The 15610-nt window shown below is 56.9% G+C and carries 12 protein-coding genes; 7 read left to right on the top strand and 5 right to left on the bottom strand.

Features of this window, described 5'->3' with window-relative positions:
• The first annotated feature begins 39 nt into the window (after positions 1-39).
• The 4 genes from K5E37_RS16010 to K5E37_RS16025 are packed head-to-tail and all read left to right on the top strand — an operon-like array spanning position 40 to position 3058.
• Entirely contained in the window at positions 40-1440 is a 1401-nt protein-coding gene (locus K5E37_RS16010; RefSeq protein ID WP_221534464.1) for a YfjI family protein, read from the top strand.
• Complete coding sequence (locus K5E37_RS16015) at positions 1424-1783, top strand: hypothetical protein (RefSeq protein WP_221534428.1); 360 nt, start codon at positions 1424-1426, stop codon at positions 1781-1783. Before K5E37_RS16010 ends, K5E37_RS16015 begins: the two co-directional genes overlap by 17 nt.
• Positions 1761-2759 carry an integrase domain-containing protein gene (locus K5E37_RS16020; RefSeq protein ID WP_221534466.1) on the top strand — a complete coding sequence of 333 codons (999 nt, stop codon included), beginning with the start codon at positions 1761-1763 and terminating at the stop codon, positions 2757-2759. Before K5E37_RS16015 ends, K5E37_RS16020 begins: the two co-directional genes overlap by 23 nt.
• Complete coding sequence (locus K5E37_RS16025; protein ID WP_311776182.1) at positions 2738-3058, top strand: hypothetical protein; 321 nt, start codon at positions 2738-2740, stop codon at positions 3056-3058. The genes K5E37_RS16020 and K5E37_RS16025 overlap by 22 nt, the downstream gene beginning before the upstream one ends.
• Positions 3059-3176: 118 nt before the next feature.
• Here K5E37_RS16025 and K5E37_RS16030 read toward each other — a convergent pair whose 3' ends face one another.
• The 4 genes from K5E37_RS16030 to K5E37_RS16045 form a co-directional block, all read right to left on the bottom strand.
• Positions 3177-5255, bottom strand: coding sequence for a UvrD-helicase domain-containing protein (locus tag K5E37_RS16030; protein WP_221534429.1), 2079 nt, complete (start codon positions 5253-5255; stop codon positions 3177-3179).
• Positions 5255-8128, bottom strand: coding sequence for a site-specific DNA-methyltransferase (locus K5E37_RS16035; RefSeq protein ID WP_260404268.1), 2874 nt, complete (start codon positions 8126-8128; stop codon positions 5255-5257). The genes K5E37_RS16030 and K5E37_RS16035 overlap by 1 nt, the downstream gene beginning before the upstream one ends.
• Before the next feature lies 1 nt (position 8129).
• Positions 8130-11219, bottom strand: coding sequence for a BPTD_3080 family restriction endonuclease (locus tag K5E37_RS16040; RefSeq protein WP_221534430.1), 3090 nt, complete (start codon positions 11217-11219; stop codon positions 8130-8132).
• Between the two features lie 210 nt (positions 11220-11429).
• Positions 11430-11732 (bottom strand): hypothetical protein, encoded by a 303-nt coding sequence (locus K5E37_RS16045; RefSeq protein ID WP_221534432.1) that lies wholly within the window; start codon positions 11730-11732, stop codon positions 11430-11432.
• 534 nt (positions 11733-12266) lie between these two features.
• On the opposite strand from K5E37_RS16045, the gene K5E37_RS16050 reads away from it, so the two are divergent.
• Positions 12267-12635: a DUF6124 family protein gene (locus tag K5E37_RS16050; RefSeq protein WP_221534435.1), complete on the top strand. Its 369-nt coding sequence runs from the start codon at positions 12267-12269 to the stop codon at positions 12633-12635.
• A gap of 94 nt (positions 12636-12729) precedes the next feature.
• Here K5E37_RS16050 and K5E37_RS16055 read toward each other — a convergent pair whose 3' ends face one another.
• Positions 12730-13308: a GNAT family N-acetyltransferase gene (locus K5E37_RS16055; RefSeq protein ID WP_221534437.1), complete on the bottom strand. Its 579-nt coding sequence runs from the start codon at positions 13306-13308 to the stop codon at positions 12730-12732.
• Between the two features lie 156 nt (positions 13309-13464).
• Between K5E37_RS16055 and rimJ the strand changes: the two genes are divergently transcribed.
• Positions 13465-14052: a ribosomal protein S5-alanine N-acetyltransferase gene (rimJ, locus tag K5E37_RS16060; protein ID WP_221534439.1), complete on the top strand. Its 588-nt coding sequence runs from the start codon at positions 13465-13467 to the stop codon at positions 14050-14052.
• Positions 14053-14120: 68 nt separating this feature from the next.
• Positions 14121-15554 carry a glycosyltransferase family 39 protein gene (locus K5E37_RS16065; RefSeq protein WP_221534441.1) on the top strand — a complete coding sequence of 478 codons (1434 nt, stop codon included), beginning with the start codon at positions 14121-14123 and terminating at the stop codon, positions 15552-15554.
• Positions 15555-15610: the final 56 nt, after the last annotated feature.

Consider the following 15610-nt stretch of genomic DNA (forward strand, 5'->3'; position numbering starts at 1 on the left):
ATGAGTGAGGACGAAGTCGATAATCTCAGGAGAATAGCGATGCAACTGTGCGAAGCGTTCGAGCCACCACAACCATTGCTGGAATACCAGCAGGCGCCACTGCCCTACCCCGTCGAAGCACTCGGAGAACTGTTGGGTCCTACGGTCCAACGACTGGCCGAAGTGATCGGCGTGCCCTGCGCCATGGCTGCACAATCGGTGCTGGCCAGCGCTGCTCTGGTGAGCCAGGGTCATGCCAATGTCCAACTCGATGGCCGAACCTATCCATTGTCCCTCTACCTACTGACGGTGGCGTCCTCGGGGGATCGAAAAAGCGCAGTGGACCACCTGGCACTGAAGGCGGCGCGCGACTGGGAGCGGCAGCAGTGGACCTTGTATGCGGAAAAGCTCAAAGCCTATCGCGCCGCTACCAGCATCATGGCCAAACCCAATACCTCAAAGAAACACGCGGAGGCGGAAGGCGGTGAGTTATCCGAACCGGTACCGCCAAGACTGATCATTACCGAGCCCACCATCGAAGCCTTGATCAAAAGCCTGTGCCATGGCTTACCCAGCATGGGTTTATTCAATGATGAAGGTGGCCAATTCTTGGGCAGCAGCACCATGAGCAAAGAGAACTTGCTCAAGGCAATCACCACCTTGTCGTCACTGTGGGATGGCAGCCCCATCGACCGGGCGCGCTCCATGGCCGGAGAAAGCCTGCGTGCCTATGATCGCCGCCTCAGCCTGCATTTGATGCTACAGCCTTACTTGGCCAACCAGCTACTCAAAGACCCGGTGACCAATGGCCAAGGCATCTTGGGCCGATGCCTGATCAGTTGGCCCGAACGTCTGGTCGGCCGGCGCTTGTACAAAGCAGTCGACCTGACGCGAGATACCAAGGTCCAGCGCTACCAAACGCGCATCATCTCCCTGCTGGACAAGCCATTGTCGCTGCACAAAGACGGTTCACTTAACCCCGCCAGGCTGGAACTGACGCCCAGCGCTCGCACTGCCTGGATTGATATTCATGACACCATCGAATGCCAGTCTGGCGAGTTCGGTGAGCTGTCGGGCGTCCAATCCGTCGCAGGAAAAGCGGCGGCTAATGTGCTGCGCATCGCCGGTGTGCTCGCGGTAATTGAAGATGCGAATGTAGTGAGTGAAGCCCATATTCAACGCGCCTCAACACTGATGGATTACTACCTGGCGGAGATCCAACGCCTGACCGAACAAGAGCCAATCAACACTTTACGTGAGGAAGCGGATCGACTGCTTCGCTGGCTGACGCAAAAAGGCTGGACCCAATTCACCATCCGCGATCTCAATCGCAACGGCCCTCGCTTTGCCCGCAAGAGCAGCCATCACACCGCCACACTGCTCGTCGAGCTGATCACGCATAACTGGCTGAACAGTCGCGATGCCAAAACTTTCGAGGTCCGCCATGTTTCGCCTCAATGACGCGGTGCGCCGCTACCAGGCGCAACATCAATCGCAGCCAGATTTGCGGCATGTCGCCGCCTCTGTCGCCACTTTGTCGCCACGTGCCAGGCCAGAAACGACGCGGGTTGTCGCCACTGTCGCCGCTGTCGCCACACCACCAATTGACCCTGCCAACCTCGCTCTGCTGATCGAGCAACTGCGTGAGGAGGGGGCACTGCTGCAGCACCAGGAGAACGCCCTTCTGATCCGCCCGACACACTGGCGACAGATGGACAGGCTCAGCCCTCACTGGAAAGCCCTATTGCTCTTTCTGCAAGGCAACGAAAACGGTGATGATGATGGCTCTGGTCGGTCGGCGTGATGGTCGTAACTTTGGCTATGGCCGCCAGCTGAGCTACGCCGGCCCACAAGCGCTCAAGGATCTGTTTGCCGGCGGCCACTTCGCCACGGTTAAAGCGCATAGCGATCGCTGGCAAGCGTTCGTGCGTTGGTGTCGGTCAGAGGAAGGCCCCGGTTACAACGATGCGCGCCAGATTAATAGGCAGACGCTGCAAGACTACGCCGCTTACCTACGCCAACAGATCCAGCAAGGTGAACTCTGCATCGCGACCGCGCAGAACCGCCTGAGCAGCGTCAACCGTACCCTCACTGCGCTGCGCGGTGATCAGAACGTGAGGATCGCCAGCCCGAGCCAGGCGTTAGGCCAGCAGCGCTCAAACGTACGCACCCGTGCGCCGGATGGCCAAGACCACCAACAGGTGCAGCGAGTACTCGAGGCGCTCGGCGAACAGCAATACAAGCGGGTGGCCGCGATTGTTCTGTTGGCCCGAACAACCGGTATGCGCCTGCGCGAAGCGATCCTGGCTGACCTGCCGCGACTGCAACGCGAAGCCGAACACTTGGGCCGTATCAACATCCAGGACGGCACCAAAGGTGGGCGCTCGGGGGCATCAGCACCGCGATGGGTCATAGCCAATGAAGCGGTGAAGGCGGCGCTGCAGTTTGCTCGTCATGCGGCACCGACCGGCAGCCGCAACTTGCTTGCCCGAAACGAAAGCTACGCCGCGTTCCTGCAACAGACCGTGCTCCCCACCCGCGAAACGCTGCATAAACAAGAGCTGAAGGGTTTTCATGAACTGCGGGCAGCCTACGCCTGCGAGCGTTACGAGCAGCTCAGCGGCCACGCCGCACCGATCAATGGTGGCCACTGCTATCGCATTGACCGCGACCTTGATCAACAGGCGCGCCAACAGATCAGCATGGAGCTCGGGCATAGCCGGATCGATGTAGTTTCCGCCTACATTGGAGGAAGAGCGTGGCCAAGTCCTTCGATATGACGCTGTTCCTGAGCGGCGTACTTCATGGCTCGAATGCCACCCAGCAACGCCACCTACGGCAAGCTCGAATCATGCAAGCGGCCATCCAACAACGATGGCAGCGAGAAAATCCGTGGACCTGGCAACTCAAGCATGTGCGCTGGTTTCTGACTCAGCATCTGAAAGACCATTCCAATGCTACCAAGTATTACTATCGACTCACCGTCATGCTGATCTGGAATCGAATGGGTAAGGTCCAAAACGCAGGAGGTGCCCTTAGGGGAATAGCACTCTTCACCCAAAGCTCACCGCCAAAATAAGGCAGTGATTATGGACTTGAGTGCGCGCAAGGAAAGGCTCTCCGGTCGGCCTAGCGAGATCAGGGGCGAGTCAACGCGGCGCTCCTAGCAGAACCGGTAAAACCTACTACTCGGATAACTACTTCTGCATCAAATCCTGCAGAAACTCCGACTCCGGCTGGACAGCCGAAACATACAGTTGATCGCGGGCACGGGTGCAAGCCACATATAGCAACTGGCGTTCGGTGTTATAGATTTCGGTCAGCTCGACCTCGTCGGCAGCAGTGTCGATGCGCATTTGTGAAGGAATGATTTCATCATCGCAAGCCATCACCGCGACCACGCGAAATTCCATGCCTTTGGCCAAATGCATGGTGGTGATGCTTACAAATCCTTCTTCCGTTGCCATATCCTTGCCAAGCACACGCCCTTGTAGGCCAGCGGCCTTTACCGCTGCCTGTGCGCGTGAGAGTTCGTCTTCAGATCGGACAAAGACGCCAATTTCCTGCGGCAGTACTCCACAGCCGTTGCATTGCTTCAACCATACGCCAACGGCTTGGCTTTCTGCATCTGCATCGATATAGCCGCGAATGGTCGGCTCCGGCCCATTGAACACGGAAATCGTGCCCTTGCGGCTTTCGACGTTGCCGTCTACGTCGGATACCTCGGGGTCGAGCAGGCGGTCAGCCTGCGAGCGAATCTGGTGTGAGGTGCGGTAATTGATATTGAGCGTACGTGAACGGCCACGTACATCCACGCCCACAGATTTCCACGAGAATGGCGTTTGAAAAATGCGTTGGCCAAGGTCGCCGGCGAAGAAGAGTGCGTTAGCGCGGTTGCCGGCAATCGCTGCGAGGAAGCGCAATTGCTGTACGCTGATGTCCTGAGCCTCATCTACCACGATGCAATCAAATACAGGATGTTTGCGCTTGGGCATGACTTCGGCAAGCTTGGCGAACATTTCGGCGGTAGTTATCTTACCGGCTTGTTTCAACTGCTTCTGCACCTGAGCGAACGCTTGCCAATACAAGACGCGCTGCGCTTCAGGCAAGCGGGTCTTTCGGCCCAGCCTTTTAGCGTCCCGGTAAGTCTCCCATTCATCGGCCTGCCAGGTGTCTACTACATCATCCCATTCGGACAGCAGGAACGTAGTACTGGCTTTCAGGCCAGCGACCTGCGCAGCCGCAGCTTTAAGCAGTGAGGAAATTTCATCCCGGCTAGCGAATGCCGGCTTACCGAACTCCGCCGAATATAAGCGAATTCCAATGGCGTCCATCGCGGCCACGTCGATGCGTTCGCCGAGCTTGGGGGTATTCCAGATCAGCCGGTACAAATTGCCTCGTAGCGCATTGGCCAGCGTATCCGAGAAAGTGGAAAGCAGCACGCGCGCGTCCTCATCCTTACGGGCGAGATGAACTGCGCGGTGCAACGCCACCACGGTCTTGCCGGTGCCGGCTGAGCCGGACACGCGCGCCGCACCGTTGTAATTTCGATCGACCAGTTGACGCTGTGCCGGGTGCAGGAACACCGTCCACTTGTCCCACGGGTACTCTAGGGCACGGGCTAGCTCGTCCATATCGGACATGACGCGGAAGCGACGTTGTGCATCCGGATGTTGGAATGGATCAGCTCCCTTATCCGCCACTTCCGGCAATGCTGGTGTGCCACCCGTTGCCAATTCGAGCAGGGCTTCAGCCGCTTCGACGGGCAGATGGTCAGCCAGTTCCAGCAGCGAATCCTCGTCGGTGGCCATCACATCAACAAGCCATTCCTGCGGGACGCCATAGGCTAGTAATTTAGCCTCGCTGTATTTTGCGAACAGTTTCGGCTTATTAGGCTTTGCCGGCGTATTGTCCACTGTGTACTTAGGAACGAAAATTTCTTCGACACGCTCACGGATTTCGACAAGCTGTGCCGCGCCGGTAGTCGGATGTACTTCAAGCTTGCGTCGCTCGGCCCATTGATAGGCCCTGTCGTGGTGGTCGACGTAGCACAGCAGCAGGCTGCCCGTTGTCTTATGAACGATCACGCGTATGTCGCGACTGACTCGCACCGACCAAAAATTCGGGTCTTTAGCTCTTTCAAGTTTGTGAAAGCTCATGCCGTTGCCGCTCGGATCAACCTGCAAATCGAACGCGGTGGTCTTGGCTGCCTTCTGCTCATCGCCGGTCAAGCGGGCGAGGCTGGTGGTAAACGTATCAGCGATGCGGAATTCCATCAGTTCACCTTAAATACCTTCATCACCTCATCGCCGAGGTGATTGATGACTTTCACCGCAAACCGGCCGTTGCTCGGTTTCGGGAAAGGGCGCGATGTGTCGGAGTTGAGTGTCGCCCAAGCGTCGCGATCGATTTCAGCCTTGAGAGTAGTTTTCAGGGCCTTATATGGGTCGTTCGCTCCTAGGAAGTAAGCATGGCGCACGAAGAAGGACTCCTCGTTATAGTCGGTGTCCAGGAACCAGCAGGCGATGCCGTCCGCACCGTCGCTTCTTACTTCACCGGTGCTGGGGTGAAACACATCCACTCCGTTAATGCGCACCACCAGTTGCTCGTCGGCAGGGACCTCGATAACGTCGCGCTTGCCATCGTATGAGCGGATGCTGCGGCCTTGCGTGTCCAGCACGTCCACATCCGGCTCGCCGAAGACCACGAACAGGTTGCCCTTGCCGGTGTTTTTCAGGTCTTCGGCCATGTGAAGGTCGGCGTTCATGCGCGCTTTAAGCACGTTGATGCGGCCCAGTTTGCTGAATTCGCTAGCGGGTGCGTCGTAGTTGAAAGCGCAGGCGATGAGTACGTCAAAGTTGGCATCACCTGCTTCGCGTGCAGCATCCACGAGATCCGCTCGACTAATGGTGCCGAATTCTGGGCCTACCAAGATGCCCGCACGCTTCACGTGCCCATTTTCCAGGTAGTGGCCTTCGGCGCAGACCAGTTCCCCTGGCCACGGCTTCAATGAGGTGAATTCGATTTTGTCGGCTTTGTGCGCCTGCTGCACACCGGCAGAACGCAGGTTAGACAGGATCAGACTGGCGAAGTCCTGGCCGTATTCGGCTTGGGTTTCGGCCACATGGTCAATCAGGTTGTCTTCCTCGTCCACACCCAGCACGCGGTGCGGCGACAGCGACTCAACGGTGAACGGGCCGGCCACGCGTACACGCTTTTTGTCCGCGTACGGTTTGTCATAGAGAAACTCGGAATCGGCTTTGGCGTCGATTGACGCGTCGATTTCCTTTTGCCGGGCAATACGTTGCTGCCACCAGTCGCCGTGCAGTTTCTTCGCCGCGTCGCTCCATTTTGCACCGATCTCGCGCGGGATTTCCCATTCCTGCCATTGTTTGCCGAGCGCCTTGTTTAAGGCTACGCGCAATGGTTCCAGCACTTGCTGGAATTTGTCCCATATGACCTCGATCTCGGCGTTGTTGGCAATCGACTTCAAAGTAATGCGCGACACTCGCTCATACACGAAGCCATGCACAATGTTGCCGTAGGTGGAGTGCGAACTAGGTATGCCTCTTATAATTTCGGCTTCCTTCCGTTGGCCTTCCGGAGAATCGGCCAACAGGTAGAACGGGTACCGCGCGCCCATGATGCGGGCTCTTGCCAATGCCAGTGCTACTCTCGAGGTGTCGACGGTGATCCAGCGGCGCCCCCATTGTTCAGCGACATATGCCGTTGTGCCGGAGCCGCAGGTCGGGTCGAGCACAAGATCACCGGGATCGGAGGCCATCAACAAACATCGTTCGACCACGGACGTTGCTGTTTGCACAACGTAAATCAAGCCCGTGCCGATCTGTAGCGATTCCCAACGATCTGCAATAGGCAAGACCGAGAAATCATTGAGGTAGCGCTTGTAGCGTAGGGTTGAAGCGCCTGCAACAACACGCCCTGCTTTCGCAAGAACCCCAAGACCAGCGACTGTAGTTTTCCAGTGGTTCGACGAGCCTGAACGATATGACTTGTCCCGAAACTCAAAAATCTGCTCACTTGAGGCCTGACCAGATGAAATCAGACTTGTTTGTTGAAAAATCCGTCCCGGAGGAATTTCAACTTTTCGCTCCAGTTCATCACGCTTCAACCGACGTTCTTCGCCGTCTTCAAGTTCGATTTGGTCGTAGCGGTCTGAAGAAACATGACCCGCGGTTCGCTGGGTGTAAAGCTGTCGATATTTGACTTTTTCTTTCGTGCGGGCGTACCAGAGTACAAAGTCCACGGTATTCGCTAGAAGACTTGCTGATTGGCTGCCGGTTTTCTGCACTTGGATCATCGAGATGAAATTGTCTTCCCCAAATACTTCGTCAAGCAAGGCACGCACGCGATGCACATTCTCATCACCGATCTGCAAGAAAATCGAGCCAGATTCTGTCAGTAAATCCCGGGCCACTATCATTCGGTCACGCAAGTACGTCAGATAGGAATGTATGCCGTCGCGCCAGGTATCCCGGAACGCCTTGACCTGCTCCGGCTCGCGGGTGATGTGCCCAGCGTTGCCGTCTTTTACATCGCGGCTGGTGGTTGACCACTGGAAATTGCTATTAAATTTGATCCCATAGGGCGGATCGAAATAGATGCACTGCACCTTGCCGCGCAGCCCCTCGCGCTCGGCTAGACTCGCCATCACCTGAAGGCTGTCTCCCAAGATCATCCGGTTCTGCCAATGGCCTTCGTGCTGGTAGAACTCCGTACGATCCGCGCCTTCGGGCAAACCATTGAAGTCGCCGAACAAATCCAGCATGCCGGCTTGTGGCTCAGCAGCTTCGCGACGTCCCTCCGTCTGGCGACGTAGATCGTCGATCAGCAGCTTGGGCTTGACCTTTTCTTGGATGTAAAGCGGCGGCGCATTGACGACCAGATCTGACCAGTCCTGTTGATCCTTGCCGCGCCAAATTAGTTGCGGGTCGAGGTCGCGGTTGCGCTGGGCCTTTTCGTCGTCCACTCCGTTGTCGCCGCGCGGATACCTCACCTTTATGGGTGCCTGCTCGTGGTGTTGCATCACCGACTGATGCTCCACGGTTGGGATGTTCTTGCGCTTAGCCTCAGTGTGCGTGAGCTGTTCAACACTCTTGCCGGGCTGCTGCGTTCTCTTGGTCGCCATCTCAGTGTTCCTTGTTTCCCGCCGCAGGCGCAGCCGTTTCAATCATTTGGTTAAACTTCGCCTCGACTTCCTTGGCAAAATCTTCCTGCATTTCGTACACGTCGCCGAATTCTGCAAAGGCCCAGCGGCCGTGATTGCCGAGATGGTTCACGCCGGGGATCCAATAGGTATCCATCGTGGATTTCTTTATCTTCGCGTCCTCACGCCGGTAGCCCTTGATCTCAACGATCAAATTCAGTGGATCGCTCTTACCGCGACCGTCATCCACTTGCACAATAAAGTCCGGGATATAAATGCGGTTGGACGAGCCGAAGCGGTAAGGCACTTCTAGGCCGAGGTTGTGGTTTTTGGTATAGGCCAGCACCTTGGGATGGGATTCAGCAATACGGCAGAACTCAGCCTCCCAGCCACTATCCAAAATCACCCAGTTGACTTGGTTCTTTGGCTGGTTTTCCACCCCAACGGTCTCCCAGCGTTCGATGCCAGGGCGCGAGGTGTTGAAGCGAACGTGCGCGCTGCTACCAGCCGGGTTGAACGGGTCGAGAATAGCCTTAACCTGCCGCCCTTTTTTCAGTTCTTTCGCCGTAATGCCCTTTGTGATGTATTGGCAGGCTCTGTCCGCCAGCTCGCGGTACATCAATTGCGCCGGGCAGGTGCCTCCCTTGCATTCTAGGCACTCGTCCAGCCACTGGCGCACAATGCGCTTAAGTTGGCCAAACAAAGCAATCGGTGCATCTTGGCCCTGGTCACGCCAATGCTGGAACAGCAAATGCTTGGTCAGCTCCATCAGTAGAGTGGACTGGCGCACGTCTTCCAGATGCTTAATATCCAGTTCCACCGTTTCGCCGATGATGCCAGCGTTGTGGGTTTTGGTCGCACCGACGTCCTCCGGCGTTAGGGTAAGGTGATGGTCTACATCGAATTCGGCTTCGAGTTGCTCTTCCGGTAATTCAACGCGATAGCCCTGCACGCGCGGGAACCTGATTTCCAGATGGTCGCGCTCCGGTCGCAGCGCATTGACCATGACGGTTTCACGCGGCATGGACGGAGTGACCACAACCGGCTTGGCTGTGAAGTCGAAGGGAATGCCGAATACGTCGGCATATTCCACGTCGAACAGGCCCGTGTTTTCATTCAATTCGTAGTTTTGACGCCGTAGGGCACGACCGATCACCTGTTCGCACAGTAACTGCGTACCAAACGCACGCACACCAAGAATGTGGGTAACTGTATTGGCGTCCCAACCTTCGGTGAGCATGGACACCGAAACCACGCAGCGGATTTGTTCGCCCAAGCGGCCCTGCTTGCCAACGGTGTTCATCACCTCTCGTAGCAGTTCGCTGTCACTCAGGTTCTCTGCCTGGCGGCGGTCGCCGGTGCGTTCGATGATCTCGCGCTTGAAGCGTTCGATCTCGTCTGCGGCCATAGCCCGGAAGTTATCGTCCAGAGCCTCACCAGATTCGAGCTGCTCGCTGTCGATAAGCAGTGTGCTCGGACGCGCGAGCGGCTCGCCATGCTCGTCGAAATTGCGGAACAGCTCCAGTCGCCCCGGCACCGGCGTGATGGACCTATCTTCATTCGTGCGTTCGAAACCAGAGATGTAATCAAACACAAGTTTGGAAGTGGCGGTGTTGTTGCACACCACGATGAAGCACGGCGGCACTTTGATGCCTGCTTGCTTCCAGGCCTCGTAAGTTTTGAGGTAGTGGCCGTACAATGCCTCCAGTGCGGTTTGCAATTCCACCGGGATAGCCAATGGGTCGAGCAAGGCGTTCTTGCCGCGCCCCTTCTTGGGCATCTTTTTTCCAATGTGCTTCCAAAGTTCGCGGTAGATGGGCATTTCCGCGCCAGGGATGTTGTCGGCCACCGGCACACGCGGTAATTTGACGATGCCACATTCGATCGCATCCATCAGCGAAAAGTCGCTCATCGTCCAAGGAAACAACGTACCTTCCACGTAACCGGAACCGGCCAGGAAGAAAGGCGTGGCTGACAGGTCCATGACCCGCTGCAGGCCCAGCTTTCGGTTCACTGCTTCCAGGCCAGAAATCCACAGTCGTGCGGCTTTATTATTTTCCTCAGCCTCGGCCCTCCTATCTTTATCCAGATCTTCGTCGTCCTCCGCAGCGTGCGGCTTTTCTCTATAGCAATGATGCGCCTCATCGTTGATGACAAGGATGTTCTTCAGTCCCATCAACTCAGGCATGACTCGTTGGAGCATCTGACCCTCGGTTTCAAGCGTGTCCAGCTCGCTGCCGATGCGGCCTTGCAGCAAGCGACGCCCCCCCTTGGACAGCTCCATGCGCTCACGCAGTTTGAAAGAGTGGTAGTTGGTAATGACGATCTTGGCCTTGTCCAGATCCATCAGCATGTCACGTGGCACGATCTCGCGATTGGCGTAATAGCTGTCCGCATCGTTAGGCAGCAGTACGCGAAGGCGATCTTTGATAGTCAGGCCGGGTGCGACCAGCAGGAAACCACGGGTGAATTTCTTGCTCTGCGGATGCCGCACGGCATTGACTGTCTGCCATGCGATAAGCATTGCCATGACCGTAGTCTTGCCAGCACCAGTGGCCAGCTTCAGCGCCAGACGCATTAGGCCGGGATTGGCATCTTTGCTGACCTTTTTCAGGTGATCGAGGTAGCGCTCACCATTCTTGCCGAGCTGCGGGGCTACCTCAGTCAGCCAGATAGCGGTCTCGGCCGCTTCTACCTGGCAAAAGAATGGGCGTACACCGGTGAACTTAAAGTTGCGCCAGTGCTCCAGCAAACGCGCTGTTTCAGGCGTGACACGCCACTGCGATGGTGGCAACCGCCGCCACGCATCGACCTCTCGCCGCACGGCATTAATTAATTCCGAATGACGGTAGCGCTGCCCATCGTCAGCAAGGTTCTCAACTTCATCCAGCGCCAGAGTGGTTTGCTCGCCATGGTGCCGGCGTGGTTTTGGGATAGGACTTATGAAGCTAGAAGTTCGGCGAGACTCCACGATTTCTTGCGTGGGATGCCCTTTGTCGTCGAGTTCCCAATGCAGCGACGGATAGCCATAAGGAGAATTGAGAATAGGCTGCTTGAAAAACTGGTCACTCACTTCTTTAGTCCCTAAAGTTTTAGGCTGTTTCGGGGCGACTCAAAGCACGAGGCCCTATCTTCAGCTACGTCCTTGGCCGGATGGCTTGTTTAAGATCGTCACGCAGCAAAGGGGTGATGTTGTCGATCAAATCCGTGATTATCCCTGAACGCAATGGATTGTGTAGCATTCATTAACCCTAGGGCTTTTTGTCAGACGGGACTTAGCCTGTCAGAGCCAGTGGCTAGGAATCTCAACCTGGAAGTTCTTTGCCACAATGGTGAGAGTGGCAAGGATTTCTGCATGGCGGAGCTCATCAGTTGGTTGCCAGCTTGCTCGATGACTCAGGAGAGCTTTTAGCTCAGCCAGGTTGTACATACCCAAGCGATGAAAGTTGCCCCAGGAAGGTATGCCGAAAAGGTTGTAGATGACCACGGTAGAGTCGCGCTCACTTGCCAGACGCTTCTCGCCTGTGATCTTTTCGGCAGCAGCCTCAGCCTCGTCGCGGTCGTCGTAGGTATTTAGTAATTTCATTGATGCATCAGCAGTGGTGAGTGAGGCCGGATTTTACTCTGTGGGAGCCAATGTATCCTGTGATTTTGGACTGTCCCAACGGTTTTATCGTCAAGGATGCGTCTCGCTGCCTAACGACTGTATCCGCACGTGCGCAAGAAGAATCCATGGTTTTTCTTTCCTATGCCGAGAGCAGCTTTTGAACGTACCACGATATTCTTTGCTGGTAGCTGGTGAGTATTCCAAATGGCATTCCAGACCCAACATAAAATCTTATATTTGATATGAATATCAACCACATGCGAGACCAATTAAAATCCCCCCGGCCCACCAACTATCAACAACAAGGCCCGCCCAGCGCGGGCCTTGCCGCATTTGCCGCTCAGTATCCGGATGATGCCTCCACCAACGTCCTAGGAAATTTCCCGCAACCCGCGTCGAATTCCATGAACTGGTTCAAGATGCTTCCAAACGCTAGTCTTCGCGCTCCGCTGCAACCCGGCAGATGGTTTACCAAAGGAATTCGCCGGGAGCCTGAAACCATGGAGCCTCGTCATGAAAAAAGACACCCGAAGCCTGCCTGATCAAACACCCTCTCACGAAACCGAATCGAAAGAACCGGCTGTGCTAAACCAGCCACAGGAATACGTGAGAAAGCCGCGTCGAACCCTGCCTTTCAACGAGATTTTCTCCGTGCGCACCGACGTGGACACGGCCACTCTGCTGACCCATGCCTGCGAAACTCTGGCGGCGCTGAACATGGTGACGGCCAATATCGCCGATGATTTCACGGGTTCTCAACGCAGCCGGTTGCTGGCGATCCGGCAGCTGTCGATCATGACCGAAATGCTGGTCAATCGCGCCGTGGAGAACCTTGATCCGGTGAATCTGGTGCCTCGTACGACGGCGCCTGTCGTGCACTGAAAACGACTGCTCGTCGATGGCGCAAGTCGTTCATCGACATGAACTTTTCTTCACCCCGGCGGCGGTGATGGCCGTGTACATTGGCCTCGCTCATTCAAGAAACTACGGTTCGCCCGCGCTCCTGCGGGCTTTTTTTTGCTCGGGATTTGGCGGCGAAGCGATACACATACGTGTCCTGAACGCCGTGTTGCTCCGAATGCCGGGCCTGAAGATGAACCCTGATCAACAAGAACCCTGCAGCAGCGGCCAAATGCTGACTGCGCAAATTGGCGGAAGACGTGGTCAGGTAAAACGTGGCATCGGGAAATCGACCCAGCACTTGAGTCAGCGCGGCTCGCAGATACCCCTTACCCGAATGTTCGCTGTTAGCCCAATAACCGACGACGTAACGATTACGCCCCCGCGGTTTCAGGCCGATGCAGCCGATGATCGCCGCCCCGTCGGCAGCAACGATAAAAAACCTGCGCTCGCCGGTTTCGCTGTCGAACTCATCACGGGCCTTGAGCAACGACTCCAGCGCCTGTTCCTCGGTCGTGTGCGCACGGGCCCAGGACAAAAACTCCGAATGCTCCGGATAGCTGACGTTCAGCGCTTGCTGAAACGCAAGGTACAACGCCGGATCCGGGGATCTGACACACAGTGATTCGCCCTCCTCCATTAACGCAAACTCCATCGCATCCTCCTTGAAAACGCCTTCGAGCACGACAAGCCAATACCTGACTGTGCAGCGAACGGCGCAAATTTATAGAACGAGTCAAACCACCCGCGATTTGTGTTTTCCTGCCTGCCGGGCAATTCTGGTGATCAATCCCGAGACCCGGAGCACCCGATGCCGCTGCTGACCCTGCCCTGCCAACGCCTGACGCTCGCGGTACTCGACCCGGATCAAGCGCCGCTGGAAAGCGCGTTCTACCAGCGCAATCAACGCCACCTCGCGCCGTGGTCGCCGATTCGTACCACCGATTACTTTTCCACTGCACAGATCCGCCGACGCCTTGAAATACAGGCCAGCGCCTTCGAAGCCGGGCTGGCGGTGCATATGGCGTTGCTGACCCCGGATGGCGAGCAGATGATCGGCGCCTGCAATTTCAGCGGGATCATCCGCGGTGCGTTTCAGGCGTGTTATCTGGGTTATCACATCGACGAGGCGAATCAGGGCAAGGGCTTGATGCAGGAAGCGCTGGAGGCGGCCATCGCCTATATGTTCGACACCCAGAATCTGCACCGGATCATGGCCAACTACATTCCCGGCAATGAGCGCAGCGCCCGGTTGCTGGAGCGCCTCGGGTTTGAACGTGAAGGTTATGCCAAGGCCTATCTGAATATCGCCGGGCGCTGGCAGGATCATGTGCTGACGGCGCGGGTCAATCCGCGTTTCGAAACGCCGGAGCAACGCTGGTCACGACCGCTGTCCTGACGTTCACAAATTATTAAGGAATGGCCGCGTAAGCTCGGGTTTCCGCTCACTTCCGGTTGCCTGAACCCATGTCGCGTGCCGCCTCTTCCCTGCTTCTGCTTGCCGCCCTGCTGTTCTTTTTCGCCCTCGGCAGCCATCAACTGCAAGGTTCCACCGAGGCCCGGGTTGCGGGCATTGCGATGGAGATGCACCTGGACAACGACTGGGTGACGCCGCGTCTGTTCGGCGAGCCCTTTCTGGAAAAACCGCCCCTGAGCCTGTGGCTGGACGCCGGCGCCATGCGCGTTTTTGGCGTCTCACCTTGGGCGGTGCGATTGGCGTCGGCGGTGGCCGGGTTGCTCAGCGTGATGCTGCTGTACGCAATGTTGCGCCGCTTCGAACGCCCGAAGACCATCGCCTGGACGGCAGGGATTCTGCTGGCGACCATGGCCAGTTACTGGAGCAACGTGCGTGGCGTCGGCGAGGATGCGTTGCTCGCCCTCGGCGTGACCACGGCGCTGTTAGCGTTCTTCCAGGCGCAGCGAGCACCGACTCCAGCCAATTCGTTGCTGTTCGTCGCCGGGATAGCCATCGCCACGCTGAGCAAAGGCGTGCTCGGTCTGGCGATGCCGGGGGTGGTGATTTTCGCTTATCTGCTGGCCGACAATCTGATGGACAGGCGCTTCAAACTGACCGAGTGGTTGCGGCCCGGTTTGTTGACAGCGCTCGGCCTGATCCCGCTGATGATCTGGCTCGCGGTGCTTTATCAGCACGGCGGCGCCCAGGCAGTCAGAGAAGTCTTGCTGACCAACAGCGTAGGACGTTTCAGCGGATCGTTCGTCGAAGCCGGCCACTACGAGCCGTTCTACTACTACCTCGCCAAGCTGCCGCAGGCGTTCTTGCCTTGGAACATTCTGGTCTATCTGGGCCTGTGGCATTTTCGCAAGGAGCTGAAAGCCAACCGTTATCTGCTGTTTTTCAGCCTGTGGATCATCGCGCAGTTCATCCTACTCACCCTGGCCTCAAGCAAACGCACGGTGTACCTGATGTCGATGACACCCGCAGCGGCAGCGATCGCGGCGGAATACGCAAACGTGCTGTTCGACAAGCTGAAGGATCACAAGAACGGTTTTGTCGGACGAATCGCCCGTCATCGTCAGACAGTGGCGGCGGGGATACTGACGGTGGTCATCGCCAGCTACCTTGGCGCCGCGCAATGGGCACTGCCGAACGCCGATAAACACCTGTCGTTCCTGCCGCTGACCGAACACATCCAGTCGCTGCAGGCGAGCGGCAGTCAGGTCGCGTTGTTTCAAGCCAACGAACGGGTCGGCGGCGCCAGCGTGTTCTATACCCAGAGTGTCCTCAAAGGCCTGGACACCGATGCACAGCTTCAGGATTTCCTCAGCGCCTCACCATCGAACATCGCCGTGATCTCGGGAGACAGCGAACCCGCCGCCCCGCTGAAAGTCCACAAGACCATGATGGTCGGGCGCCAGGCGTATTACTTCGTGGGCTATTGAGCCACGACAGCACAAACGAAAAACCCGCCGGCGATGGCGGGTTTCTCATTTCAACG

Source organism: Pseudomonas sp. RIT778, from assembly GCF_019718735.1.
Classification (GTDB): domain Bacteria; phylum Pseudomonadota; class Gammaproteobacteria; order Pseudomonadales; family Pseudomonadaceae; genus Aquipseudomonas; species Aquipseudomonas aphyarum.

Bases quoted from the DNA above. Each gene is read 5' to 3' on its own strand.
- K5E37_RS16035 (WP_260404268.1), bottom strand. From the start codon at position 8,128: ATGGCGACCAAGAGAACGCAGCAGCCCGGCAAGAGTGTTGAACAGCTC.
- K5E37_RS16010 (WP_221534464.1), top strand. From the start codon at position 40: ATGCAACTGTGCGAAGCGTTCGAGCCACCACAACCATTGCTGGAATAC.
- K5E37_RS16050 (WP_221534435.1), top strand. From the start codon at position 12,267: ATGAAAAAAGACACCCGAAGCCTGCCTGATCAAACACCCTCTCACGAA.
- K5E37_RS16045 (WP_221534432.1), bottom strand. From the start codon at position 11,732: ATGAAATTACTAAATACCTACGACGACCGCGACGAGGCTGAGGCTGCT.
- rimJ (WP_221534439.1), top strand. From the start codon at position 13,465: ATGCCGCTGCTGACCCTGCCCTGCCAACGCCTGACGCTCGCGGTACTC.
- K5E37_RS16020 (WP_221534466.1), top strand. From the start codon at position 1,761: ATGGCTCTGGTCGGTCGGCGTGATGGTCGTAACTTTGGCTATGGCCGC.
- K5E37_RS16065 (WP_221534441.1), top strand. From the start codon at position 14,121: ATGTCGCGTGCCGCCTCTTCCCTGCTTCTGCTTGCCGCCCTGCTGTTC.
- K5E37_RS16055 (WP_221534437.1), bottom strand. From the start codon at position 13,308: ATGGAGTTTGCGTTAATGGAGGAGGGCGAATCACTGTGTGTCAGATCC.
- K5E37_RS16030 (WP_221534429.1), bottom strand. From the start codon at position 5,255: ATGGAATTCCGCATCGCTGATACGTTTACCACCAGCCTCGCCCGCTTG.
- K5E37_RS16015 (WP_221534428.1), top strand. From the start codon at position 1,424: ATGTTTCGCCTCAATGACGCGGTGCGCCGCTACCAGGCGCAACATCAA.